This window comes from Ruegeria sp. CE9 (assembly GCF_056537425.1).
The window spans coordinates 298,011-320,745 of sequence record NZ_JBQFRO010000002.1; the positions used below are offsets into that span (position 1 = coordinate 298,011).

Genomic DNA, 22,735 nt, shown 5'->3' on the forward strand with positions numbered 1-22,735 from the left:
GAAGACACTAATCTGATAGCTGCTATGTCTGCTCAATGAATTTCAAAGTCGCATGTGCTAGTTCTGTGCCGGCATCTTCTTGAATGAAATGCCCGGCTTTTGGCACAACTGTATGATTTTGACCAACTGCCCCAGGGATCGACTTTTGGAACAGTTTGTCTACGCCCGCCATGACCCTGTCATCTTCTCCAAAAACAGTCAGAAACGGAGTGTTGAGGGTTTTGAAGGTTTTCCATGCGGCTCGGTTGGCTTCTGAAGCTGGATTGTCGGGCGAGTCGGGCACCAACACTGGAAACTCTCGAGCGCCTGCCAGATAGCGCGCATCTGGGAACGGTGCGTTGTATGCTGCGACCTCTTCTTCTGAAATTTTAGATGTCGTGCCGCCGAATACGATGCGTCCCGAACTAAATTCAGGTACGGATTGTGAGTATTCCCGCCATGAAAGAAATGCCTCACCCAAGGGCACGTCACCCGTGGGCAAGGCCGTATTCGCCACAACAACACTAGAGAAACGCTCGGGCATACTTGCAACCAACCGCAAACCAATGAGTCCACCCCAGTCCTGACAAACCAATGTGATGCCCGTCAAGTCAACTTTCCGCAACCACTCGGACATCCAGTCTACATGCCGTTGGTAGGTGTAGTCGGATCGCTCAGTTGGCTTGTCCGACCGTCCAAACCCAATCAAATCAGGAGCCAGAACTCGATGGCCCGCATCTTTGAATAACGGAATCATGTGCCGATACAGGAAGCACCAAGTTGGCTCTCCGTGCATCAACAATACCGGTGGTGCCTGTGCCGGTCCCTCGTCCAAATAGTGCAGTCGGAGAAGACCGCCCTCGGAATCATCCACATCAAGATAGTTCGGGCCAAAGTTGAAATCTGGCAGCCCGTCAAACCGATGGTCCGGTGTACGAAGGAACTTCATCGTGAACTCTCCAAAAATGCCGACGGTCTTGGTCCAACAACAGTGATCGATAAAACCAAAACGGTCCAGTTCCAGCGTATACCGACTTCAGGTTTGGTTGAGTTGGACACATTGCTTCGGTCCCGCGCGGAGGAGGCGCTTTTTGCGGACGTTTTGAATCCGCGCCAATAAATTTGGTCTCAAAAACCTTATATTATGAGTTCATCTGTACGGATCGCCGAGAGGCGGCTCAGAAGAAAATCGCAAACCCGGTCATTGAGACAACCAAGAAAAGTAGAGTCATGATTCCACCTGAGCGAACGAAATCGACCACCCGGTAGCCTGCCGGGCCCATGATCAACGCGTTCACTTGGTGTGTTGGGATCAAAAATGAGTTGGACGTTGATATTGCTACCGTGAGAGCAAACACAGCCGGATTGCCACCCGTGGATACGGCAATAGAAACTGCTAGTGGCACCAGCAGGACAGTTGCGCCTACATTGGACATGACCAGCGTGAACGCCGTTGCCAAAACGGCGATCCCTGCTTGCAAAGACCAGATCGGCCACCCCTTCAGAAGGGCCAACACATGCGCTGCAATCCAATCCGCAGTGCCGGTGTTCTGAACCGCCTGACCTAGCGGGATCAGTGAAGCGAGTAGAAAAACAGTACTCCAACTTATCGACTCGTAGGCTTCGTCAATCGAGAGCACACGGCTCAACACCATCCCAATAGCGCCGATCAACAGGCACAATGACAAGCGCAGATCAGAGAATAGAATTAAGCTCAACGCTATTAGGAAGAAGGAGAGCGCCCATCCGACCTTGTGTGGCCGTAACTCTTCCTGGGGAAAATCCGAAGTTACGACGACAAAATCCCTGTCCGACTTAAGTCGTGTCAGACGGTCCCACTGCACGTGAACCACACACGTATCACCGGCCTGCAAAGGGACTTGCCCGATATGCGTGGCTGAATGATCCTCGGATTCAACGTGGCTCAGTGTTTCTTCTCCGCGCTGAATGGCCAAAAGAGACAAACCATGTGTCTGACGGAGACGCAAATCAATCGGAGTCTGGCCGATCACTGAAGAACCGGGAGGAATAACAACCTCGGCCACCCCCGATTGGGTCGCGGCGAAATCATCCGCAAAGACATCTAGTTGGGGTAGGATCTCTAATCCGTAAGGCTCAGCAAACTGATGCTCAACCACCCGACGCAGGCCAAGCACTGCGAGCCGCGCAGGGGCTTCGATCTTGGTATCCGCCATCGGCGCGATAACCTTGTGGCCGCGATAGGATGTACCAAGAATGTACATGTTGTGGGCGACCATGACATCCGCGAGCGTTTGTCCAATCAAGATCGAGCCTTCTGGAACGCGAATCTCGAACATATCAGCTCTAAGACCATAGGTGTTTTCGACATAGGTCTGCATGGATCGAGCTGAGCTTGCGTCTTCTCCACGCTCCCGCTGCGCTGGGAGGACCCAACGACCAAAGAGCACAAAGTAAAGCACCCCTGTCAGCACCAGCATCACACCGATAGGCGTGACTGAAAACAACCCAAATGTCTCCATTTGTTGGTCAGCCGGAAGGGATGAGTTTGCTGAAACAATCAGGTCATTCAACAGGATGAGGGGCGACGACCCGACCAATGTAATCGTACCACCCAGAATCGCGCAAAACCCCATGGGCATCAGCAACCTACTCATCGGGATTTCCGTACGTGCTGAGATACGGCTAACAACGGGTAGAAAGAGCGCAGCAGCTCCAACGTTCTGCATGAAAGAGCTAATGACACCAACCGTTGTTGATATGATTGGGATGATCCGGGCCTCTGTCGTGCCACCATTCTTGAGGATCAAGGCCGCAACCTTTGACATAAGTCCGGTCTTATCAAGCCCAGCGCCAATTACCATAACTGCGATGATTGACATCACAGCGTTCGAGGAAAAACCTTCAAAGAGCCTGGAGACATCGGCAAGATTACCTAGCCCCGGTAGATAGCTCAGTGCGCCAAGCAGCACCATTACAAGAATTGCTGCGACATCGATCCGTATAATCTCGGTAACAAAAAGTAAGACCGTAAAAGACAATAGACTCAATACAGCTATCATTTCGTACGTCAGTGTTGGTAATTCCATATCGTACTCCCAACCTGACGTTACCTGACTAGCAGCAAATACGAAGGACCAGCTCTGCGCAGCAAATAAGGCCAAAATCCATCAGGCCGACGTACGTAGCTCGTCTTCTCGGACGTGGTATCTGCTGAAACCTGGATTTCGCCAACTCAAAGAGACGCTGATGAAAAACTCAAAAGCCTCTCTTAATCACAGCAATCGGAGGGAAGCAGTCCATTCGTAGACTTGTGACAGAACCCCGCTTCAAGAAAGGATATTGCCGTACCCGCGAAGTGAGCGCGTCCAAACCGGCGCGCTCACTCTATTTGGTATTGCCTGTCACCAAGGAGTTAAGAGTGATGCATCACTCTGCGGCAACCGCTTCCTCTTCTAGTGCTGGGTAGTCGGTGTATCCTTTTTCGTTACCGCCGTAGAGGGTAGTTGCATCCAGCTCATTCAGCGAGGCGTCTTTCTCCAACCGACTGACAAGATCCGGGTTTGAAATGAACGGTCGGCCAAAAGCCACCAGATCGACGGCACCGGTCTCAACCGATTCAATCGCCATTTCGCGGTCATAAGCGTTGTTGCCCATTTTCGCACCGTCAAACAATTCATAGAGCGCCTTTAGATCGCCACCTTCAGGTATATCGCGCGGGCCGCCGGTCTGTCCTTCTACGAGATGGAGATAGGCCAACCCATAGCTATTCAACAATTTGATCGCATGGGAGAACGTCGCCTGCGGGTCGCTGTCGGAGATGTTGTTGGCTTCCGAGAACGGGCTGAGGCGGACACCAACGCGGTCGGCGCCCCACACGTCGACAACCACGTCCATGACTTCCTTCAGGAATCGCGCTCTGTTCTCGACAGGACCGCCGTATTCGTCTTCACGCTTGTTGGACTCGTCCCGCAGGAACTGATCGATCAGATATCCATTGGCTGCATGGACCTCGACACCGTCGAACCCGGCTTTCTTGGCGTTTTCCGCAGCCCGCCGGTAGTCGGCGACAATACTTGCGATTTCTTCGACATCCAGAGCCCGCGGTTCCGATGTTTCGACAAACTGTTCGCCATCAAAAGTCATTGCCTTGGCGCTAATTGCGGATGGCGCAACAGGGGCGCTGCCGTCCAGCTGCAAGCTGTTGTGCGAAATCCGGCCTACATGCCAAAGCTGGATCACGATCTTGCCACCCTCTGCATGGACAGCCTCAGATACTTTTTTCCAGCCGTCGATCTGTGCTTGGGAATAAATGCCGGGCGTCCATGCATAACCTTTGCCTTGGGGCGAGATTTGCGAAGCCTCCGTGATGATCAGACCAGCACCCGCCCGCTGCGCGTAGTACTTGGCCTGCAATTCATGGACGCTGTCATCTTCGGCTCTTGCACGGTTGCGGGTCAGTGGCGCCATGACAACGCGGTTTTTCAGTTCTATTGCGCCAGCTTTGATGCCGGAGAACAGTTTTTCATCAGCCATTGCTGCTTCCTTCTTTAGTAAACTTCGTTCAGATATTATTGGACCAATTAGTCCAATATTAGGGCCACTGTCCGTTGTTTGAGTTTATTTCAGGTTTCATTTCTTTATGGTGGCGGGAGGCCTTATGGCGAAATCACCAACCGGGCTTGTTTCAGGGTTTGCGATATCTGCTCAGCGGGAACGCCCGCCTTGCGCAATGCCAACGTGCCGATTGCAAGGCAAGAATAGGCGCGCGCTTTGTCGAGTGCCTGGGCTGGATCTGAGGGCTCAAGTGCTCTCGCAATAATTTCGTCAATACTCTCCAAATGGTGCCGCCCGAGAGCCGCCACTTCATCATCATGCGGCGCAAGCTCAGTAAGGCAGTTTATCAGCATACAGCCGTCACGGCCGCCTTGCGGGTTCGCCAAAGCTTCCAAAATCGATCCAACGGGATCTTCCCCACCAGTGTCTGCAACTGTACGCAGAGTTTTCAATGCACGTCTTGAATAGTGGCGGAGGGCTTTGTGAAACAAAGCCTGCTTGTTGCCGAATGCTCCATAAAAGCTGGAACGGCTCAAACCCATGGCCTTGGTCAGATCGTCCAAGGACGCGGTCTCGTAGCCCTTGTGCCAAAATACGCACAAGGCTTTTTCCAAAGCCTCAGCTTCGTCAAAGGCACGAGGCCTACCCGGGCCTGCGGGCGACTTAATGTCTGCAAATTGAAGAGTTTCTTTGCTCATGGCATATATGTGGAATGACCAGTCCAGAAGTTCAAGGGACCAGCAGAGGATTTTGGAATGGTTAGTCCGAATTACAGCCAACGACAGGAATTTGTTAGGTCGGTAGGAATGCCAGACCCGCCCGTCGCTATCAGTATATGACCGATGAATGTCAAAATGCCGGCAGGTACTTGTGCGCTAGGACCGTACCACAGTCATGGCGGCGTCAGAGGCGTTGGTCTGCTATGCTCAGGCGACAAGGATGGATTCAATGACAAAAACAGAGACCGAACAGTTTGAGCACATCCAGTTCCGGATCCCTAAATCGAAACTGGATGAGTTTAACGCCATGGTCTACGAGCGCTATGGCATGAAGCATGGCGGCAAGACCAAGATGTTTCTCGATCTGATTACGGAACATCAGACATCTCAGAGGATTGCGCTGTTGAAAGCCGAGATAGAACGGTTGGAACAGCAAAGGCAGAAAAAGCACGCGCTCTAGGAAAATAATCCACCGCGGAGCCGATAGTTCCGGTGGTCATGGGCGACGAGAAGCAGTTGCAAATCCAGCACAAAGAAACGCGACTTTTCTGTAGTAATAGATACTACAACTTGCAGTTGACACTTCAAACGAAGACCGTTGTCCCCTCAAAGTTCTACCGGAACCCAATCGGAGCTGACTCCCTACCGGCGGAATTCCAGGAGGGCGCGTAATGTCTGAAGCTGAAGCCACCATCAATGTGTTCGACTACGACAACATTCAGAAAAGCGTTGAGCTCGAATTGGGTGAGACCCCACTGGGCTGGTCGGGGATCGTGACCGAGCTCTTTGAGCACATCAAAGTACGCAGTGACGAGATTGAGGTCGAGTATCCAGAGGTACTCCAGATCAAGGAGAAGTTTGGCGAACTCCGGATTTACTTCAGCAAGGCATCCGAGGATGACCGTCCAGAAGCCCGCTGACAGTGGCCAGTGCTTTGATCCGTTTGTCGGTTACCCTCCGCCTAAAGCTGACGCCCGTCGGCAGCGCGGAAACGGTCGAAAAGGGCTCAAAGTGGCCGTTCTTTGTGGTGTGCGTATTGGCTGCTCGCAGCCCTAACCGGACATTCTCAACTGAACTTTGCAAATCCCGATAAAGCGGGGCTTTGTTGCCGTTCGCTCAATGTCAGCATTTAGTCACTGACGATACGTCGCAATCTTATACGCGGCGAAGCTGAAGAAGACGCCAAGCCCTCCTTCTATCCAACGTCGCGCGCGCTGGTAAGCAGCTACCACCGGGGTAGTGGAAAACGTGACCGCGTAAAGAACGTGGACCGCCAGCGACAGTGTTGTGGCGATCAGGATAAGCGCTAAACCCACCCATAATGGGGTCTCATTGCCTAGACCGATCCCGACGATGGCAATCCATTGCAGCGCCGCTTTCGGGTTCGTGAGTTGGATTGCTATGCCTTGCAGATAAAGGTTCTTACCGCGCGCTGCCTTAGGTTTGTGCAAATGAGCGGGCGTTGCAGCGGAGCGAAACGCCTTATAGGCGAGCCACAAAAGGTATGCCGCTCCAAAGATTTTGAGAAGTGTAACGATGCCAGCATAAGCGGTGATGAGAGCTATAAGGCCAGCGACAGTGAAAGTCGCCCAAACAGCGGAACCAGAACCCACGCCAAGGGCCAGCTTTACCCCGGCGTCTCGCCCACGTTCCATTGAAGTTCCGATAATAGCAAGGATGTTTGGCCCGATGCTGACGAAACCAACCGAGAAAATTCCTAGGGCCAAAAATAAACTCGAAATTTCAGGGCTCATTGGGTTTCTCCATCCGGCGTTTTTGCGACCTTAACAGAACGCACCATTCAAAGAAGCCGTCATTCGCTGCGCACTGACAAACGAGCTGGTTGGGCTCAATATTGCCGATCTCTGCGGTTTGCATGGTTCGCGGGTCGCAGTCCGAACCCGACATTCAAAGCAAGCCTTTGCAATTCTAGCTTTGCGAGCAGTGCCGTCCCTTACCAAACGAACCAAAAAGCTTTGTGCTACGATTGCTGAGAGACGAAAGCTGTAAGGAGTATTAATCATGGATGGCAAGGTTTGCGTCATCATCGGCTTTGGCCCTGGATTGGGCACCGCATACGCTAAGATTTTCAAACATGCCCGTTACTCTCTCGCACTGCTGAGCCGTTCGGGCGCCACATTCGGTGACGAGGGTTCAACTGATACGTCAGTTCGATCCTACAGATGCGATGCCGGAGACCCGGATAACTTGAAAAAAGCGCTTACCGCAGTCCAGAGCGATCTAGGCGAAATTGATGTCGTTATTTACAACGCAGACCTCGCACAGTTTGGAACGCTTGAAGACGTTTCGGAGATCGAGTTCGAGCAGAGTTGGCGCGTCGGGGCTCTTGGTCTTTTTACTGCCGCAAAGCTTCTAGGGCCTCAAATGGCCAAACGTGGTTCCGGGGTGATCATCGTTTCGGGCGCAACCGCTGCGCTTCGTGGAAACGTTTGGACGACAGTATTTGCTCCTTCGAAATCTGCCCAACGCACGCTGGCAAATGCACTGGCCAAGCAACTCGGTCCAAAGGGCGTACATGTGGCGTATCTCGTTATCGACGGTGTGATCGACACCGAGGACACACGGACGAACTTTGCTCCAGATGAACCCGACGACTTCTTTATCAAGCCAGAGCGGATTGCGGAGACCGCTCTGATGTTGGCCCAACAAGACAAGTCGGCCTGGACATTCGAGCTCGACATTCGACCCTTCGGAGAAAAGTGGTAGCTCTCTGACAGCCCGAAGCGGACAGCGAAATTGATCAAACTAGCGGTCTCTTACAAGTGAACAGCCTGGTCCAAGATAGATCACTGATTTCCAAATCTCTTCTGTCACTTTGCAGTTGCAGGTTCCTCTACCTTGGTCATCTGTTTGGTTAAGTTCTTCAGATGCGGACCTCTTCGGAAAGGTCTGCTTTTTGGCGTGGGAAACTAGAATCCAGATTGCGTTCATCTTCATTAAAGCCTCCAGCGGGCTACGTGCCCTTGAAGACTGCGCGACATTTTTCGTTGGGCGTGAGTGGCGGAACAGCTAGAAAGGGGGCAAATTCACCACTTTGGAATTTTACCGATGCCAATTTCGGTTCAGATCGTTGCCACCCCAGAAACCAGTGCCTCCAGCGTATTCGGCCTGTATGACACTTTGGTGGCCGCAGGGCGGGACTGGGAACATCTGGTGAGCGGTGAGGAGCCTATGCCGGTGTTTGACGTCAGTCTCGTTGGACCGGACGTTGATGGGTTTGGTTCTTCTTCATAAAGGTGCAGAGCCATCGCAGAGATCAGCGCCTTTTCTTGAAGCTCTTCGTCTTCCGGGGTGAAAGTTTGCTTTCGCAGTCTCGCCAACTCATCGAAGGATATGCTCAATTAAACTACGTTGACGATTAGCCGCATCATGCAACTTTTCGCGGATCGCACGATCAGGAAGCGATACCCACAGCGCAAAACTATGGGCAGCTTACCTGCCGCCATTACCCAAAGTTTAACATAAGAAGTCTATGGCGACTGTCGTTGTAGTAGTGCGCGCTTCTTCTAAGCGCCTCTCCTGCTAGGAACCAAAGCATCCTGGATAAGCATTTCCCCAACACTGCTCTGCGGAACCATGTACTACCAGTCTTTACGATAAGCATGGTTGACCGCAACCAGCCCGAAGCGGACCTTCGCAACCAAGCTTTGCTAACTCCGAAATACACAACGAAACGGCCAGTTGCAGAGGTTGTATCGGCGGTGGCAACCAACCATTCATGTCGTCGACTAACCTGTTCAACGTCGCACTACAACTTCTCCGAACTGATCCCACGAGGACCTAATCTTCGAAGCGTTCATTTGGCTCGACCACATTTACTTGCTTCGGAACTTGGTCGGTGTCATTCCGGTCTGACCTCGGAAAAAGCGAGTGAAATGGGACTTGTCAGAATAGCCGAGCATCAGTCCGATCTCTGCAATTGTCATCTGGTTTTGTTTGAGGTGCTCCTTGGCGACATCGATACGCAGCCGTTTGATTTCGCGCGGTAGCGTTGTGCCTTGTTTTTGAAGCGCTTTCAGAAACCGTTCCGGTTGTATTCCCAGCATTCCAGCCACCATCTCTGGTCCCAAATCGGTTTCATCCAGTTTGTCGCGTAAGACAGATCGCAAAGCTGCCACCACGGTTACTTCTTCATCTTGTCGAAGTGATGCTATGGGCTTGGCAGAACCCTCAGAGACGTGGTGCAAAAACAACCATTCCACAGGAAAACTAATTTGCATTCCGGGATCAGTCCCAAGGCCAACCTCGATCCCTTTGTAGTCGATAGGCAGCCCATTGATGTATCTGCTTTCCCATCGCACACGGGAAGAGTCCCAGGACTCTCCGACGACGGTCTGCAATAGGCGTACATAGATTGCGGCACCAAAACCGGTCACCTGAATGGGTGGGACGGTTGGTTCCTGTTGCCTCTCGATACGATAAGTCGCTTTGTCTGCTTCAATGACAAGGCTGTGCCGCACAGAATTGGACTCCTGCGGCACGAGCTCAACAAAGCGGGTAAAAAACTCGAACAGCGTTTTTGTAGATTGCAAGGCTTGAGCGAAGGGCGGCCATCCTTGTAGGTCAAACGCTTCCCCTACATTCAGTCCTAGGTATCGATCCCCTGATACTTCTGAGAAAGCATTTACCAAGCCGTAAACCAACTCGGAGTGAACGAACACGGATGGGTTAGTCATCAGTTCAGCTTTCAAGCCGACCTGATCCAATGCTGGTTGCGGATTGATCTTACGTTCGGTGAGATATTGCAGAAAGGGAGCGGCTAAAGAGAGGCGAACAAAGCCCTCGCTATGCTCTCGGGAGGTGGAGTTGAAAGGCAAGCTCATAACCCTTGTTGGATTAGCTTTAAGAAGTGGCCATTTTTGCAGTCACATTCGTACATCCTAATTCAAAAGGGGCAACCGAGCCAATGAATTCCAGACTATAGTTGGCAAAACATGAATATGAAGGGAGTACTTATGTCCGGCTTACGAATGTCTCTTTGCTCGACGGCAATTGTCGCGGCAGTTCTTTCTTTTTCGGCGACCGCGCAGGCTCAGGATCAAGAAGAACCCCAAACGCTGTTTACCAACGTGCATGTCTTCGACGGTGTGAATGAGCAACGCATTGAAAATGCCAGTGTTCTGGTCGAGGGCAATCTGATCAAGTCCGTCTCAACCGATGCCATTGATGCGCCGAGCGCGACGGTTATCGACGGCGGTGGGCGCACTCTGACACCGGGCTTTATAGAGAATCACGCGCACCTGATGCTCATGGGGCCATCGATTGCCGAGATGGAAACCAACTCGACCTGGGAGGATTTCGCCATCCACGGGACCCGGATGGCCGAAATGTACCTGATGCAGGGCTTCACGACCGTTCGCGATGCCGGGGGCGCTGGCGGCGGGCTGCGGCGCGCAATTGACGCCGGCCAGATCGTCGGCCCCCGCTTTTATCCTTCCGGGGCATTTCTCGGAACACGTGGTGGTCACGCCGATTTCGCATCCTTCACATCTCCGCCGGGTGGGGTGACCAACTTTGGGACTCTGAATATGGCCCAACAGGTCAACGGTGTTGACGAAATTTACATGTATGGCCGCAACAACCTGCGCATGGGTGCCACGCAATTGAAGTTCATGCAATCAGGTGGGGTGATTTCGGCATTCGATCCATGGCAGTTGCTCGCCGGTTCGAAAGAAGAGATCGAGGCCGCTGTTCAGGTTGCCAACGAGTACGGCACCTATGTCATGGCACATTCCTACCGCAAAGAAGCGATCATCAATGCCCTGAATGCAGGGGTCAGAACCATTGAACACGGATTTCACTTTGACTGCGAGATTTCTGCTTTGATGAAAGAAAAAGGAGCGTACATCACGACGAACATCACAGCATTTGATCCAGGCCTACTTGATGTTCCGTCCGTGAAAAACAACCCCAACAGTTTGAGGAAGGCCAAATCGGCCTCGGCGACCTTCGAAGCCTATATTCCAAGCATGAAGGAATGCCCGGCGCCGCGAGGGTTCCAAACCGATTGCGTCGGGTCGGTCGAAGCGTGCAACATCCAGATCGCCTACGAGAAACATCTGAATAACCATTTCTTCGGCCCCTATGCGTCGATGGTAACCCTAACTTCGGTAGGTGGCGAGATCGCGGCACTTAGCGGTGATTTCATGAACCCCTATCCGGAAGGCAAACTGGGTGTGATCGAAGAAGGTGCCTATGCCGACATCCTGCTGATAGACGGCAACCCCCTCGAAGACTTCTCTGTCGTCGGAACGGGTGATCAGTGGTTTGGTGCGGACCCGAGGCCGGACAGCCCGGAAACAATCCGCCTGATCATGAAGGACGGTGTGATCTACAAAAACACACTGGATTGACAAGATAAAGCAGCCGGAGAGCATTCATGCGAAATTGGTTTTGCTCCGCAGTATTCGCAGGGTTGGTTTTGTGCGGTTATGATGCTGCGGCGACGCCTGGAACCGCGTTGGACTGGGCAGACCTGCTAGATCCGTCTGCGCAGGTCTTTGATGACCCCTATCGTGATCTCAGCCCTGAACAGTTCGACGATGTTCTTTTCGTTGTGCGTATACGCGGCAGGTTGCAGCAGGAGGTTGGCAGCGCCGAAGAACGGCAGAAATGGCAATTGCTTTTAGCAGAGACCGAAGACGCCTTGGTGTCAGACGGAATTGACGTCGACTGGTTACTCGATCAGCGCGAGGTTGTGACTGAACGTCGAAGAAAGGCTGGAACGAGCGGAAACCCGCAATTCGACGGCCGAACAATCACACTCGCGGGCTTTGCCATTCCTGCTCCGCGCGATCCGGACGGCCGGCCTGTGGCGTATTTGGTGCCAGAAAGAGGGATGTGCAGCCACATGCCTCCACCTCCGCCTAACCAGATGATCCGTGTGCGGTTGAACGGGGACTGGGCGCCTAGCTATTTCCACGAACCCGTTCGGCTGACAGGCACGCTGACTATCGATCCTTCCGTTCATAATATGATGGTTGTGGATGGCCTCATGCCTATGAATGCGACTTTCCAGCTAGAGGCGGAACGTGTCGAAACTCTGGAAACCGAGGCAGACAGGTTGGAATGGAAGCAGCGTGCTGCTGATCGCATCCGCGCGGCAGGAAATCGCAAGACCGGTGGGGCACAGGCGTCAAAATGATAAGACTTCTGGTTGCCGCATTGAGCATTGCATTTGCTGGCGCAGCGTCGGCTCAGGGACTATCCGGGCCATCTTCAGTCGAAGCCGATCTTGCGCCCGGAGACGGGCTCACCGATCCGCAATATCGTTCCGATTTTCCACGCAACATCGCACCGGGTTGGTTTCAGCGGAAAGACCGACTGGCTGAGGGTGGTTTTCGGTTCAACATTGACTACCTGGCATTGGGCCAAACCACGGATGCTGATCTGGGAACCGGCGAAGCAGCCAGCGGAATTGCGCGGTTCTACGGCAGTTGGCAGGCAACTGAACGGGGGTCTCTGACATTCAAGATCGAAGACAGGCACAGTCATACTGACGTTGCTCCGCAATTTCTCGGGCTGGATGGCGGAGCCCTTTCAATCACGGGAACAGCCTTCAATGACAACGGTTTGCTTCTGACCAATTTGTTCTGGACCCAAAGGGCTGAGAATGGGTCGTGGGCGCTGCAAGTCGGCCAGATTGATGTAACGGACTTTGTGGATATCTACGGGTTGGTAAGCCCCTACAGTGGTTTTCAAAACCTGTCTTTCAATACCAACCCGACAATCAACACGCCCAACCAAGGCCTTGGTATTGCCGGTGGGGTAAAGCTGAGCGAGAACCTCTACGCCGTTGCCAGCGTATCAGACGCAAACGCCGACCCGTCCGATCCAAACTTTGATGTGTTTAGCGACGGCAATCTCTTCAAGTCGCTCGAACTTGGGTACACGTCCGGCTTTGATCGCATCTACTTCGACAATATCCATCTGACCCTCTGGCATGCGGATGCGGCTGACGATGGCAGTCGAGCAGAAGATTACGGCGCAGCGTTTTCCGCCGCATGGTTTGTTGACAATAAATGGATGCCGTTCTTCCGTGCAGGGGCCTCGAAGGGAACCGCAGCGCTTTATGAACGGTCGATTTCTGCCGGTCTCGGTTACTATGGTCGCAACACCGATTTGGCCGGTCTGGGCCTAAACTGGGCCGAAGCAAGAGGCATAGATGGCGATCAGTTCACGCTTGAAGCTTTCTACCGCTTTTCAATCTCACCCGGACTGAAGATCACGCCATCGGTACAATTCATTTCCGACCCGCTTCTAAATCCCGATCAGGACCGGATTACCCTGTTCGGTCTAAGAACCCGGATCGTTTTCTAATGCGGGGTGAAGGCAGTCACTAAGGGGTGTGCCAAAGGGCAACTAAGAGAGATCAAGCGCGTGCCGGAATTTTCAACGCCGGTCGAATGAAGTTGGGAAGCAAAGGAACAATCTATGAAGATTGCATACGGAATTCTTGCAGCCTTAGCAGTTGTGTTTTTCATCCTTGGAGGCAGCGATGCCCATGCCAAAGACAACAAGGGTAAAAAGCCGAACAAGGGGGGCAAGAACGGTGATGTCAGCATTCAGATAGAAGACAAACCCGGCAAAGGCCCAAAAGCTGTACCACCTGGACAGATCAAGCGCTACACGCGCGGTGCCAAGCTCCCATCTGACCTGGAGTTCGAGGATATTGGGGACCTTTCCAAATGGAAGCTTGGGGAGCCGGGCAAAGGAAACCGCTACATTCTGGTCGATGACGAAGTCCTCGAAGTTACGAATGACCTGTCTACCGTGGTCGATGCCGTCGGCATCGTCGGTGATCTTCTAAATTAGGCGAAAGTACGATGTTTCAGGGCAAGAACTACCTCGTTTGCCCTGACGCTGGCCGGGGCGATCATTTGTGAACCCCGGCCCAAGTTCAAAACCCGGATCCGAGGCGCTACGATGATAAAGGCCCTTCTTGTTCTTTTTGCGCTTGCTACCTTTTCGTCAGCACGCGCCCTACTCGCTCAGGAAAACGGTGCAACTGAAGTCCCGCAAACAATACGCTTTGAGGGCTATGTATAGCCCAGTCGCGAAGCAGAACTGTCGCCTTTGGTGGACAATGTGGTCAACCGGACTTTGCAAAGTCTGCTTTCTGCGCATCGCAGACCTTCGCGAGAATCCAAGGTTCCTTAGGGAGGCCCTTTGCGGGATTGAGCAATGCAAAGGGCCATAACCGCGACGACTAAGCCATAAACTGATTGAATTCGTCGCTAATGCAGACAAACGCGCAGCGCAAAACTATGGGCGAACTACGTAAACTTATGGGGTGCGCGAAGTGTTATGCGCAAACCTACAACTGATCAAAAATCCAAGTTCTCCACGCTGAGTGCATTCTGCTGAATGAACTCTCGACGCGGCTCAACTACATCGCCCATCAGTTTGGTGAACAGATCATCGGCTTCGACCATATCGTCCACGCGCACCTGCAGCAGCGTCCGCGCATCCGGGTCCAGTGTGGTTTCCCACAGCTGATCCGGGTTCATCTCGCCCAAGCCTTTGTAGCGCTGCAGTGAGAGACCCTTTTCGCCTTCTTCAAGAATCGCACGGAGCAAATCCAGCGGGCCGTGGATCATCTGGGATCGGTCGCGACGGATCAGGGTGGCAGGCGTGTTGTAGACCTCTTGCAGGCTTTGGGTAAAGCTGCCGGTTTTACGTGCTTCGCCCGAACGGAGCATGGGTCCGTCCAGTGTTCGGACTTCCTCGACCCCCCGTAGGATGCGCGCGAGGCGGATGCCGTGATCCTGTGTGATCCGACCTTGCCAGCCGCGTTCATATTCCAGCGCGATCAAATCGAGACGCGCGGCGACTTTGTCGGCGACACCTTGAAGATCGGCATCGACAGCACCCGGAACAAAGGCGCCAGCAACGGCGGCCTGCTCCAGTATGTGGCGCGGGTAATGCGTTGGGAAGGCGTCCAGCACGCGTTTCAATTGGCGGGCTTCGTCCACGACGCGGGTCAGGTCCTGACCGATGATCTCTTCGCCCGAGCCGAGTTTCAGCACCGCACCTTCAACGCCTTGATTGATCAGGTAGTCGTCCAGCGCTGCTTGGTCCTTCAGGTAAACTTCTGATTTACCACGAGAAACCTTATAGAGCGGAGGTTGCGCGATATAAAGATACCCGCCTTCGATCAGCTCGGGCATCTGACGGTAGAAGAAGGTCAGCAACAGCGTCCGGATGTGTGCACCGTCTACGTCCGCATCCGTCATGATAACGATTTTGTGGTAGCGCAGCTTTTCGATATTGAACTCATCGCGTCCAATACCGGTGCCCAGCGCCATCACGAGATTGCCGATTTCCTGAGATGACAGCATCCGGTCAAACCGGGCGCGTTCAACGTTCAGGATTTTCCCGCGCAGGGGCAAAACTGCCTGAGTCAGACGGTCTCGGCCCGTCTGAGCGGACCCACCGGCCGAGTCTCCCTCAACGAGGAACACTTCGGTCTTGGAAGGGTCTTTCTCGGAACAGTCTTTCAGCTTACCGGCCAAGTAGTTTACATCCATTGCCGTCTTGCGGCGGGTTAGCTCACGGGCTTTACGGGCGGCTTCGCGGGCCAAGGCGGCCTCGATGATCTTGCCGACAATCCCCTTGGCCTCGTTCGGGTTTTCCTCGAACCACTCGGCCAATTTTTCGTTCATCAGACCTTCAACCGCTGGGCGCACTTCGGACGACACCAGCTTATCTTTGGTCTGGGATGAGAATTTGGGGTCAGGCACTTTCACCGACAGCACACAGGTCAGGCCTTCACGTGCATCATCGCCGGTAAAGCTGACCTTTTCCTTCTTCGCGATGCCGCTGGACTGGGCATAGTTGTTGATCGTCCGAGTTAGCGCGCCTCGGAACCCTGCCACGTGGGTACCGCCGTCCCTCTGTGGGATGTTGTTGGTGAAGGGTAGAACCGTCTCGTGATAGCTATCATTCCACCACATGGCGATTTCGACACCGATTTCGTCACGTTCGCCCTTGATATAGATTGGCTCGGGCATCGCAGGCGTCTTGGATCGGTCGAGGTATTTGACGAACTCTTTGACACCGCCTTCATAAAACAGCTCGGTTTCCAAACGCTCCGCCGGGCGCTCATCGATCAGGATGATCCGTACGCCGGAATTCAGAAAGGCCAGTTCACGCAGGCGTTTTTCTAATGTCTCAAACGAGTATTCGAGGTTCGAGAATGTATCAGTCGAGGCCAGAAAGCGCACTTCGGTCCCGGTGCGGTCGCCGCATTCACCCACGACTTTCAGGTGTTCTGCCGTCTCACCACCTTCAAACCGTGCGACATGTTCTTTGCCAGCCCGCCAGATGCGCAATTCCAGCCAATCGGACAGCGCGTTCACGACTGAGACACCCACACCGTGGAGACCGCCCGACACCTTGTAAGAGTTGCTGTCAAATTTACCGCCTGCGTGCAGTTGGGTCATGATGACCTCAGCCGCCGAAACGCCCTCTTCCGGGTGAATATCCACTGGAATTCCGCGCCCGTTATCACTGACCGAGACACTGGAATCGGCGTGAATTTTCACCGTCACATGGTCGGCATGACCGGCCAATGCCTCGTCAATTCCGTTGTCCACGACCTCATACACCATGTGGTGCAGGCCCGAGCCATCATCGGTATCCCCGATATACATGCCCGGGCGCTTGCGGACCGCCTCTAAGCCTTTGAGAACCTTGATGGAATCGGCGCCGTATTCCTGCGGTGCCTGTGCGTCTTCGGACATGCCGTTAGTACCTATATTATTTTGGTAACTTATACGTTTTCTGGTGGGGAATGTCACGCGATCCCCCAACATTTTGTGGTTCTGAACCGCTTTTCTTGCGGATTAAAGCCGATCGAGATCTGACGCGATATCTTCGGCAATTTCAGCGGCGTTTACATCATCCCGTTCGGCCGATAGCCGCAGACCCAGAAGGTCGGATTGATAGCGCGCCGCCAACCGGTCAGGATCATGGTCCGGACTGATTTCTCGAGCCTTTTGCGCGCGGCGAAACAGGTCCGCGAAGCAAGCCTTCATTTCGACCATGTGGGTGCGCGCCTGCTCGGCCAATTCGTGATCTTTGGCTTGCAACTCGGCAAAGGTCTTGGCCAGCATGCAGGCTTTGGTTGGCGAAGCCGTGATCACACGGCACGGCTGCGCCTTGAGCGCACCCAGCGGGCCCAGTTCCTGCGCCAAGGCCATCATGTTGGCGACACCATCTTGCGTGTAACGCTCAAGTGCCATGGCATAGAGCGCATCTTTTGACCCGAAGGCCGCATAAAAGCTGCCCGGTTTCAGCTTCAGCTCACGCTCAAGATCCTTCAGGGACGTCCCGGCCCAGCCGTGTCGCCAGAAAATGTCGCGCGCCTGCGCGATCAACGCGTCGCGGTCATATGAGGGTTTGCGGGGCATAGTTTCACCAATTCTTGAACGTTCGCTCAAATATATACTTGAGTGATCACTCAAGAAACCCTAAATACGACTCATCGCGCCAGAAACAGGAGTTTTGAAATGGCTAATTTCCCGTCCCATGACCTTGAATCCGCCCCCGAAGGGTCCAAGCCACTGCTGGAAAAATCTCAAGCCGCATTCGGGCGCCTGCCCGGCCTGCACAAAGTGATGGCAGAAAGCCCTCAGCATCTGGAAGGTTATCAGGTTCTGCATGGTCTGTTCCTGCAGACCGATTTCGACAATGACGAGAAAACCGTCGTCTGGCAGACCATCAACGTCGAGAATGAATGCCATTACTGCGTTCCCGCCCATACCGGCATCGCTAAAATGATGAAAGTGTCGGACGAGATCACCGAGGCCTTGCGCAATGAAACCCCGCTGCCGTCGGCCAAGCTGGAGGCACTGCGCACTTTCACGCTGCAAGTAATGGAATCTCGCGGCAACCCAACCGAAGAACAATTGCAAGCGTTCTTTGACGCCGGTTACTCGCACCGCGCCGTTCTGGACGTCGTGCTGGGTCTGGCGCAGAAAACCATGTCGAACTATGTCAACCACATGGCCAAAACTCCCGTTGACGAAGTGATGCTCGGCTTCCTGTGGGAACGTAAAGTCAGCGAACCCGCCTAAGAACCCACGACCGAGCCCTCATCGCCTTCGGTTACGATCAGCGATTGGGCTCGGTCCCCCAGTTCCGCAAACAGCTCAGGCCCGGTGCCCGTCATCCAGGCCTGCGCACCCAGTGCGCAAATCTCGTCATAGAGCGCTGCGCGCCGCCCAGCATCCAGATGCGCCGCAACCTCATCCAGCAGAACAATGGGTGGCGCGCCAACCATCCCCGCCAATGCCCGTGCATTCGATAAGATCAGCGACACCAGTAGTGCTTTTTGCTCACCGGTCGAGCAATCTTTGGCAGGAACTCCCTTGGTGGCAAACACGCCATACAGGTCTGATCGGTGCGGACCAACCAATGTCCGTCCAGCGGCCAGATCGCGAAACCGGCTTTCATCCAAGGCGTCACGCAAGTCCTCTACCGTTTCAGGCATCGCACCTTCGGTTTGCACCAGTTCCAGTTCTGCAGACGGGAAGGCCGTTTCCGCCTTCTCCTGCGCCGTCCGCAGGTGTTCCAACGCGGTCAGACGCGCCCGATGGATGCGAAACCCGGTATCGGCCATCTGCCCCTCTAGCGCCGCGTACCAATGGGCATCCCGCACCTGATCTTTCAGCAACCGGTTCCGCTCGCGCATGGCTTTTTCGTAGGTCAGCGATGCCTCGGCATGCGACGGATCAAAACTCAAAGCAATCCGGTCCAGAAAACGCCGCCGCCCTTCGGCCCCCTCAATCCAAAGGCGGTCCATCGACGGGATCAACCAAACGACCCGCGCCAGCTTTCCCAGCTCGACCTGGCTTGACGCTTTCTCATCAATCCGCACCTGCCGCGCCGCGCCGCCTTCGGACCAGGTCTCAATCTCGAAATTCTGTCCTTGCGCGCTCAACAGACCGTACAGCTTCCAACCCACTGCTTCGGGCCGCCGTGTCATCTCAGCCGCGCTCGCCCGACGCATACCGCGGCCAGGCGAGAACAGAGAAACCGCTTCCAGAACGTTGGTCTTACCGGCCCCGTTTGGTCCATGAATCGCCACTGGCCGCCCGTCCAAAGACAACCGGGCCAACTTATGAGACCGAAAATGCGAGACCGTAAGCTCGGTCAGGGCCAATCCCATGACCCCTCCCTTCATCTTTTCAAAAATACTCCCGCCGGAGACATCGCGCGCCAGCGCGATCAGACGCGCATCGGCATGACAACGTAAACCGCGCTTTGATCATTGCCTTCGCGCATCAGTGTCGGATCACCTGCCGAGTTAAACATGAACACCGCATTTTCGCGATCCACCTGAGACGCAATTTCCAGCAGATACTTGGCGTTGAACCCGATCTCCAGCCGCTCATCGCCATAAGCGACGGCCAGCTCTTCCTCGGCCGCCCCACTGTCGGGTGCATTCACCGACAGAACCAGCTTATCCGCATCCAGCTGCAATTTTACGGCCCGTGACCGTTCGGAGGAAACGGTTGCCACACGATCCACAGCCTGCGCAAACTCTGCGGCATCCACCTCCAGTTTGCGCGTATTGCCTTGAGGAATGACCCGCGTGTAATCCGGGAAGGTTCCGTCGATCACCTTCGAAGTCAGAGTGATATCCGGCGTTGCAAACCGCACCTTGGTTTCACTGACCGAGACTGCGATGTCCATTTCATCATCGTCCAGCAGTTTCCGCAATTCACCCACGGTCTTGCGGGGCACAATCACGCCCGGCATATCCGCCGCGCCATCCGGCAGATCCGCATCGATCCGCGCCAGACGGTGACCATCAGTCGCGACGCAGCGCAGCACATTGCCGCCCTCTGCGCCGTCAGCCACATGCATGTACACACCGTTCAGGTAGTATCGCGTTTCTTCAGTCGAAATGGCAAATTTCGACTTATCAAACAACCGCCGCAACAGGGCCGCAGAGGCCGTAAAGTTCGACTGATACTCCGAAGACGCCATGACCGGGAAATCTTCTTTCGGCAAGGTCGCCAGCGAGAAATTCGAACGCCCCGCTTCTACGGTCAGCCGCCCAGCCGCACTATCAGCAGTCAGAGTCACCAGCGCTCCATCGGGCAGCTTGCGCACAATCTCATGCAGCGTTGTTGCGGCCACGGTCGTCGCCCCTGCTTTTTCGACCTGCGCCGGGGCTTTGTCGACCACCTCGATATCCAGATCGGTGGCCCGGAACAGGGCCTGATCGCCTTCGGCCTCGATCAGCACGTTGGCAAGTATGGGAATGGTGTTGCGACGTTCGACAACTGACTGGGCCTGCGAAACGGCCTTGAGAAGGGTGCCGCGTTCGATGCTGATCTTCATACCCTCTGTTCCTTTGACTTGCGTGCCGAAATAGGCGGGACTGGCACGTTAGCGTCTCAGCCCTCAGGCACAAGGATTTTTTACCGATTTCTGGGTCGGATTGCCCTGGCGGTCAAGGGGAGCTCGCGTGAAACGTTCCAGAACATTCTTGATCGTGGACAATAGCGCACAAGAAAATGCCCCGAACGCAATTGGCCGGGGCATTTTCCGCGAATTGGATAAGGCTTAAGCTTCCAGAGCCCGGCGCAGCATTTCAACGTCTTCAGCGATCTGACCATCGGTCAGCTTCAGCTCTTCTATACGCTTGACGCCGTGCATGACCGTGGTGTGGTCGCGTCCGCCAAAACGGCGCCCAATCTCAGGCAGCGAGCGACTTGTGAGTTGCTTGCACAAATACATCGCCACCTGACGCGGACGGGCATACGACCGCAGACGCTTGGGGCCTATAATGTCGCTGAGACGGATGTTGTAGTATTCCGAAACTTTGCGCTGGATTTCTTCGACGGTGATCTTGCGCTCAGACATACGCAGCACATCGGCCAAACAATCCTGCGTCAGTTCCATATCAATCTCGCGACCCACAAGCGAAGCGAAGGCAAAAAGGCGGGTCAGCGCCCCTTCGAGAACGCGCACATTTGTCGAGATGCGGTGTGCAAGGAATTCAAGAACTCCATCCGCGATAGTCAGATCAGGGTAGGTGCTGCTGTATTGCTGAACCTTGTTCTGCAGGATGCCCAGACGCAATTCGTAGTCAGTGGGATGCAGATCAACCACCAGACCACATTGCAGGCGCGACTTTACACGGTCTTCGAGGTCCTTGATCTCACCGGGTGCACGATCAGCTGAGATGATGATCTGTTTGTTCTGATCCACCAGCGCGTTGAATGTGTGAAAGAACTCTTCCTGTGTTGAGTCCTTGCCCGCGATGAACTGCACGTCGTCGACCATCAGCACATCGACCGAGCGGAACAGATGCTTGAAATCCATCATGCGGCGTTCGCGCAGGGCCTGCACGAAACGATACATGAACTGTTCGGCCGACAGGTAAAGCACGTTCAACTCGGGGTGCTTGGTCTTCAACTCCCACGCAATCGCGTGCATCAAGTGGGTCTTACCAAGGCCAACGCCCCCATACAGAACCAGCGGATTGAATGTCACCGGACCGCCTTCAGACACGCGGCGCGCAGCAGCATGGGCCAGTTCGTTGGGTTTACCAACAACGAAGCGGTCAAACGTAAAGCGAGCATCCAGAGGCGCGGCCTGCAGCGCATCGAGCGGATCATTTGCTGTATCCGTTGCGGCAGATCTGACTTCTGATACCGGCGCAGTCTTGGTGTCTTCCACCAAAGTGGGGCGCGCTGACGAATTTGCCGCAGTGCGAAAAGCCAAGCGCTGAACCTGTTCGCCCGAAGTGTTCAGTTCATAGAGAATGAGGTCTGCAAAATTCTGACTGACATAGTTGCCCATGAAATTGGTCGGTACCGAGAACACAGCCACACCATCCTGCAACTCCTGAAACTCCAGAGGTTCAATCCAGGTGGTAAAGTTGTTCTTCCCAACCGCTTTCATCAATTTGCTACGCAGTTGTCCCCATTTCTCTTGTGTCATTCGGCGCCTCACGCATCCCATCATTATTGGCCCTGCGGCCTTATCAATATGTCCCGGTTTCCGGGTCTTTATGGCGCTCACACACAAGGGTACCATCACCAAACCGATTGGTTTGGCGGGTCGCGTCGAACATCATCGTAGTCCAATACAGCACGGCCCCAAAACGGGGGCACACCCGGAAACCGGGATGCGCATGACGTTCCAATTTTTGACAGGGCCAGGACCCTCGGATAAACCGAGACCCAGAGCAGATCGTCCATCCGACCGAAGCCGGTTTTCGAACATTCGTCCCAGTATCTTCCCGATGCCCGTCGGTCAGATCATTGGAACAGCCTGTCCCCCCAAGCGAGTGAATCGCTGATACAGTGGTAGCAACAGGCGATAGGCGCGGGCAACGAAACTCTGATATTGACTCGGGTCTGAGACCGAAAGAATCTCTCGGGTTCGTGAAGACGCGGCTTTCCGGCAACAATGAAAAAGGCGCCGCACGGTGCGACGCCTATTTAGAGATCAACGCT

The 22,735-nt window shown here is 54.3% G+C and carries 20 protein-coding genes; 9 read left to right on the forward strand and 11 right to left on the reverse strand.

Going from position 1 to position 22,735, the window contains the following annotated elements; translation table 11 throughout:
- Nucleotides 1-22 precede the first annotated feature (22 nt).
- The 4 genes from ACR0B3_RS06065 to ACR0B3_RS06080 all read right to left on the reverse strand — a co-directional run bounded on the left by ACR0B3_RS06065 (nt 23) and on the right by ACR0B3_RS06080 (nt 5,213).
- Nucleotides 23-928: a haloalkane dehalogenase gene (locus ACR0B3_RS06065; protein WP_480808279.1), complete on the reverse strand. Its 906-nt coding sequence runs from the start codon at nt 926-928 to the stop codon at nt 23-25.
- Between the two features lie 229 nt (nt 929-1,157).
- A complete protein-coding gene (locus ACR0B3_RS06070; RefSeq protein WP_480808280.1) occupies nt 1,158-3,047 on the reverse strand; it encodes an SLC13 family permease in 1,890 nt (629 codons plus the stop codon).
- 340 nt (nt 3,048-3,387) lie between these two features.
- Nucleotides 3,388-4,494 carry an alkene reductase gene (locus ACR0B3_RS06075; RefSeq protein ID WP_480808281.1) on the reverse strand — a complete coding sequence of 369 codons (1,107 nt, stop codon included), beginning with the start codon at nt 4,492-4,494 and terminating at the stop codon, nt 3,388-3,390.
- 122 nt (nt 4,495-4,616) lie between these two features.
- Complete coding sequence (locus ACR0B3_RS06080; RefSeq protein WP_480808282.1) at nt 4,617-5,213, reverse strand: TetR/AcrR family transcriptional regulator; 597 nt, start codon at nt 5,211-5,213, stop codon at nt 4,617-4,619.
- Nucleotides 5,214-5,463: 250 nt separating this feature from the next.
- Here ACR0B3_RS06080 and ACR0B3_RS06085 point away from each other — a divergent pair, with 250 nt between their 5' ends.
- Nucleotides 5,464-5,694 carry a DUF1192 family protein gene (locus ACR0B3_RS06085; protein WP_480808283.1) on the forward strand — a complete coding sequence of 77 codons (231 nt, stop codon included), beginning with the start codon at nt 5,464-5,466 and terminating at the stop codon, nt 5,692-5,694.
- 211 nt (nt 5,695-5,905) lie between these two features.
- Nucleotides 5,906-6,154, forward strand: coding sequence for a hypothetical protein (locus tag ACR0B3_RS06090; protein WP_480808284.1), 249 nt, complete (start codon nt 5,906-5,908; stop codon nt 6,152-6,154).
- Between the two features lie 213 nt (nt 6,155-6,367).
- Here ACR0B3_RS06090 and ACR0B3_RS06095 read toward each other — a convergent pair whose 3' ends face one another.
- A complete protein-coding gene (locus tag ACR0B3_RS06095) occupies nt 6,368-6,988 on the reverse strand; it encodes a LysE family translocator (RefSeq protein WP_480808285.1) in 621 nt (206 codons plus the stop codon).
- A 268-nt stretch (nt 6,989-7,256) separates the two neighbouring features.
- Here ACR0B3_RS06095 and ACR0B3_RS06100 point away from each other — a divergent pair, with 268 nt between their 5' ends.
- Together ACR0B3_RS06100 and ACR0B3_RS06105 are read left to right on the forward strand one after the other, a co-directional pair.
- Nucleotides 7,257-7,961 carry an SDR family NAD(P)-dependent oxidoreductase gene (locus ACR0B3_RS06100; protein ID WP_480808286.1) on the forward strand — a complete coding sequence of 235 codons (705 nt, stop codon included), beginning with the start codon at nt 7,257-7,259 and terminating at the stop codon, nt 7,959-7,961.
- Between the two features lie 342 nt (nt 7,962-8,303).
- Nucleotides 8,304-8,489, forward strand: coding sequence for a hypothetical protein (locus ACR0B3_RS06105; RefSeq protein WP_480808287.1), 186 nt, complete (start codon nt 8,304-8,306; stop codon nt 8,487-8,489).
- A 581-nt stretch (nt 8,490-9,070) separates the two neighbouring features.
- On the opposite strand, the gene ACR0B3_RS06110 is transcribed toward ACR0B3_RS06105, so the two are convergent.
- Nucleotides 9,071-10,078, reverse strand: coding sequence for a helix-turn-helix domain-containing protein (locus ACR0B3_RS06110; protein WP_170357373.1), 1,008 nt, complete (start codon nt 10,076-10,078; stop codon nt 9,071-9,073).
- Between the two features lie 132 nt (nt 10,079-10,210).
- Between ACR0B3_RS06110 and ACR0B3_RS06115 the strand changes: the two genes are divergently transcribed.
- The 4 genes from ACR0B3_RS06115 to ACR0B3_RS06130 all read left to right on the forward strand — a co-directional run bounded on the left by ACR0B3_RS06115 (nt 10,211) and on the right by ACR0B3_RS06130 (nt 14,069).
- Nucleotides 10,211-11,608: an amidohydrolase family protein gene (locus tag ACR0B3_RS06115; RefSeq protein WP_170337131.1), complete on the forward strand. Its 1,398-nt coding sequence runs from the start codon at nt 10,211-10,213 to the stop codon at nt 11,606-11,608.
- A gap of 26 nt (nt 11,609-11,634) precedes the next feature.
- Complete coding sequence (locus tag ACR0B3_RS06120) at nt 11,635-12,399, forward strand: DUF3299 domain-containing protein (protein WP_480808288.1); 765 nt, start codon at nt 11,635-11,637, stop codon at nt 12,397-12,399.
- Nucleotides 12,396-13,574, forward strand: coding sequence for a carbohydrate porin (locus ACR0B3_RS06125; protein ID WP_480808289.1), 1,179 nt, complete (start codon nt 12,396-12,398; stop codon nt 13,572-13,574). The genes ACR0B3_RS06120 and ACR0B3_RS06125 overlap by 4 nt, the downstream gene beginning before the upstream one ends.
- 114 nt (nt 13,575-13,688) lie before the next feature.
- Complete coding sequence (locus ACR0B3_RS06130; RefSeq protein WP_170337130.1) at nt 13,689-14,069, forward strand: hypothetical protein; 381 nt, start codon at nt 13,689-13,691, stop codon at nt 14,067-14,069.
- 512 nt (nt 14,070-14,581) lie between these two features.
- Here the strand turns inward: ACR0B3_RS06130 and gyrB are convergent.
- Nucleotides 14,582-16,999: a DNA topoisomerase (ATP-hydrolyzing) subunit B gene (gyrB, locus tag ACR0B3_RS06135; protein WP_170725300.1), complete on the reverse strand. Its 2,418-nt coding sequence runs from the start codon at nt 16,997-16,999 to the stop codon at nt 14,582-14,584.
- Nucleotides 17,000-17,101: 102 nt separating this feature from the next.
- Nucleotides 17,102-17,668 carry a TetR/AcrR family transcriptional regulator gene (locus tag ACR0B3_RS06140; protein ID WP_480808290.1) on the reverse strand — a complete coding sequence of 189 codons (567 nt, stop codon included), beginning with the start codon at nt 17,666-17,668 and terminating at the stop codon, nt 17,102-17,104.
- A 99-nt stretch (nt 17,669-17,767) separates the two neighbouring features.
- Between ACR0B3_RS06140 and ACR0B3_RS06145 the strand changes: the two genes are divergently transcribed.
- Complete coding sequence (locus ACR0B3_RS06145) at nt 17,768-18,334, forward strand: carboxymuconolactone decarboxylase family protein (RefSeq protein ID WP_480808291.1); 567 nt, start codon at nt 17,768-17,770, stop codon at nt 18,332-18,334.
- Here the strand turns inward: ACR0B3_RS06145 and recF are convergent.
- The 3 genes from recF to dnaA form a co-directional block, all read right to left on the reverse strand.
- Nucleotides 18,331-19,428, reverse strand: coding sequence for a DNA replication/repair protein RecF (recF, locus tag ACR0B3_RS06150; RefSeq protein ID WP_480808292.1), 1,098 nt, complete (start codon nt 19,426-19,428; stop codon nt 18,331-18,333). The genes ACR0B3_RS06145 and recF overlap by 4 nt on opposite strands.
- 59 nt (nt 19,429-19,487) lie before the next feature.
- Nucleotides 19,488-20,609: a DNA polymerase III subunit beta gene (gene dnaN, locus ACR0B3_RS06155; protein WP_170685136.1), complete on the reverse strand. Its 1,122-nt coding sequence runs from the start codon at nt 20,607-20,609 to the stop codon at nt 19,488-19,490.
- Between the two features lie 225 nt (nt 20,610-20,834).
- On the reverse strand, nt 20,835-22,217 hold the full coding sequence (gene dnaA / locus ACR0B3_RS06160; protein ID WP_480808293.1) for a chromosomal replication initiator protein DnaA: 1,383 nt from the start codon (nt 22,215-22,217) through the stop codon (nt 20,835-20,837).
- Nucleotides 22,218-22,735: the final 518 nt, after the last annotated feature.

Excerpts from the sequence above, each read along its gene's own strand:
- ACR0B3_RS06065 (WP_480808279.1), bottom strand. The coding sequence starts at position 928 with ATGAAGTTCCTTCGTACACCGGACCATCGGTTTGACGGGCTGCCAGAT.
- ACR0B3_RS06070 (WP_480808280.1), bottom strand. The coding sequence starts at position 3,047 with ATGGAATTACCAACACTGACGTACGAAATGATAGCTGTATTGAGTCTA.
- ACR0B3_RS06075 (WP_480808281.1), bottom strand. The coding sequence starts at position 4,494 with ATGGCTGATGAAAAACTGTTCTCCGGCATCAAAGCTGGCGCAATAGAA.
- ACR0B3_RS06080 (WP_480808282.1), bottom strand. The coding sequence starts at position 5,213 with ATGAGCAAAGAAACTCTTCAATTTGCAGACATTAAGTCGCCCGCAGGC.
- ACR0B3_RS06085 (WP_480808283.1), top strand. The coding sequence starts at position 5,464 with ATGACAAAAACAGAGACCGAACAGTTTGAGCACATCCAGTTCCGGATC.
- ACR0B3_RS06090 (WP_480808284.1), top strand. The coding sequence starts at position 5,906 with ATGTCTGAAGCTGAAGCCACCATCAATGTGTTCGACTACGACAACATT.
- ACR0B3_RS06095 (WP_480808285.1), bottom strand. The coding sequence starts at position 6,988 with ATGAGCCCTGAAATTTCGAGTTTATTTTTGGCCCTAGGAATTTTCTCG.
- ACR0B3_RS06100 (WP_480808286.1), top strand. The coding sequence starts at position 7,257 with ATGGATGGCAAGGTTTGCGTCATCATCGGCTTTGGCCCTGGATTGGGC.
- ACR0B3_RS06105 (WP_480808287.1), top strand. The coding sequence starts at position 8,304 with ATGCCAATTTCGGTTCAGATCGTTGCCACCCCAGAAACCAGTGCCTCC.
- ACR0B3_RS06110 (WP_170357373.1), bottom strand. The coding sequence starts at position 10,078 with ATGAGCTTGCCTTTCAACTCCACCTCCCGAGAGCATAGCGAGGGCTTT.
- ACR0B3_RS06115 (WP_170337131.1), top strand. The coding sequence starts at position 10,211 with ATGTCCGGCTTACGAATGTCTCTTTGCTCGACGGCAATTGTCGCGGCA.
- ACR0B3_RS06120 (WP_480808288.1), top strand. The coding sequence starts at position 11,635 with ATGCGAAATTGGTTTTGCTCCGCAGTATTCGCAGGGTTGGTTTTGTGC.
- ACR0B3_RS06125 (WP_480808289.1), top strand. The coding sequence starts at position 12,396 with ATGATAAGACTTCTGGTTGCCGCATTGAGCATTGCATTTGCTGGCGCA.
- ACR0B3_RS06130 (WP_170337130.1), top strand. The coding sequence starts at position 13,689 with ATGAAGATTGCATACGGAATTCTTGCAGCCTTAGCAGTTGTGTTTTTC.
- gyrB (WP_170725300.1), bottom strand. The coding sequence starts at position 16,999 with ATGTCCGAAGACGCACAGGCACCGCAGGAATACGGCGCCGATTCCATC.
- ACR0B3_RS06140 (WP_480808290.1), bottom strand. The coding sequence starts at position 17,668 with ATGCCCCGCAAACCCTCATATGACCGCGACGCGTTGATCGCGCAGGCG.
- ACR0B3_RS06145 (WP_480808291.1), top strand. The coding sequence starts at position 17,768 with ATGGCTAATTTCCCGTCCCATGACCTTGAATCCGCCCCCGAAGGGTCC.
- recF (WP_480808292.1), bottom strand. The coding sequence starts at position 19,428 with ATGGGATTGGCCCTGACCGAGCTTACGGTCTCGCATTTTCGGTCTCAT.
- dnaN (WP_170685136.1), bottom strand. The coding sequence starts at position 20,609 with ATGAAGATCAGCATCGAACGCGGCACCCTTCTCAAGGCCGTTTCGCAG.
- dnaA (WP_480808293.1), bottom strand. The coding sequence starts at position 22,217 with ATGACACAAGAGAAATGGGGACAACTGCGTAGCAAATTGATGAAAGCG.